At 41.3% G+C, this 1,519-nt stretch carries 1 protein-coding gene; it reads left to right on the top strand.

The window, feature by feature from the left end:
- The first annotated feature begins 282 nt into the window (after window positions 1–282).
- Window positions 283–468: a hypothetical protein gene (locus FPZ49_RS35090; RefSeq protein WP_144855366.1), complete on the top strand. Its 186-nt coding sequence runs from the start codon at window positions 283–285 to the stop codon at window positions 466–468.
- The last annotated feature ends 1,051 nt before the right edge of the window (window positions 469–1,519 follow it).

Below are 1,519 nucleotides of genomic sequence, written 5' to 3'. Positions count from 1 at the left end.
TCAAAGAACTCGGATTCCTATTCTTTTCTGATTATTACCGACAAGTCACAACGTAAACTTAGGAACCGCCGTATACCGAACGGTACGTACGGTGGTGTGGGAGGTCGGCTGCTCAATTAATGAACAGCCTCCTACCCGATTTATTCAACAACTGATTTCAAAATAAAGTGAGTGATACGCTCCGCCAAACAGTGAAAAAGTCACGCAATTTTAGCTTGGAGTAAAATTCTCTTATTGGTTACATTTGGGGGTTGCGAATTCATGAATGGTAGGTGAGCAGAATTGACGGAGCAAAAAAGTAAAGGGCATGTGGAATTCAGGCAACCTGCTGTAAAGCTAGTTGCCGATATTCCCGGGGATGCTGAAATGCGTGAGAATATTGACGATATGCAAATAAGCGATGGTTATCCAGGATCATGCGGCATAGTCGGAGGCTATAAACGGAACACGGCCAAGAAATCTGATTAACGAAAAAAAGCCCTACATTACGAAGCTGCCGAGTAGGTCAGTAGGTTAGATCGGTTGTCTTGTTAACCGACTGAGGCGTGTGTGAATTCCTAAAGAGAGGTACTAATGGTTGGTCATTAATGCCGCCAAGACGAACTTAACTTCTAATAGATTACATTGAAAAAACGAGACTGCCCAAAGGGCAGTCTTTCGTTACGGCCGTGCTTAGCAAGCTTGCGCAAGTGCAGGAACACTTCCCGCTTCTGCGCAAGAAATCTGAGCATTTTATTATGCGATTATATGTTTTGAAGAAAATGATCTCTTGATAATACGGCGGAATAACCGATGAGATCTTTAAACATACGTGGACGGAAGACGAACAGAATTATGCTTGGGAGTCATGCCGTCAGATCGAAACTGCGAGGGATTCAACAAAAACAGCCAATGGTGGCCGGTAAGCCCCCCGTCTCTCTCTAATAGGATTTTCTGCGGATTTCATAAGTGCACCAGCAAATAGAAGCTAATACAGCAAAGAATAATACCGCACCCAAAATGTTCCACGAAATACTAAGAATCTCGCCCATTCTAGAAACACCTCTAAATTTTGTTTGATTTCAGCGGCTTTATCAATCTTTCTATATATTACTTCCATTATTTTATATTTACTGTCGATTGGTGGTTTATAATTCAAAATATTTTCATTTTCATCAAATAGGGATAATAATCCGGTTTACTTCCAATATTTCGGGAAAGCTCGTGTTCTTTACGGTTTGTTCAGGAGAATTATAATATAATTTGAAACAGAGCTAATCGCGATCGTGGTTAGCCTTATTTTCATGCATTAGCGAACATGCATACCCAATTCTAATTTTTAAGAGCATTTGGTTCCAACCCGCATCCGTTATGCTTTTGGCAAGGTGATAATTTTTAGCCAATCCTTGGGCGGAAGGATGATGTAAAATTGTTTGTGTACCAAGATTTGGAGCCTTTCCAGGCAGCAAAAAAGTAGGGTATTCTCGGGATTGCTGAAGTCACCAAGAAAGGAACCCTACTCATGGCAACTATACACCCA

This window comes from Paenibacillus cremeus (genome assembly GCF_007786445.1).
Classification (GTDB): domain Bacteria; phylum Bacillota; class Bacilli; order Paenibacillales; family NBRC-103111; genus Paenibacillus_G; species Paenibacillus_G cremeus.
Note: the sequence above shows the minus strand (reverse complement) of the source record. Positions and strands in the feature narration are given on the sequence as shown.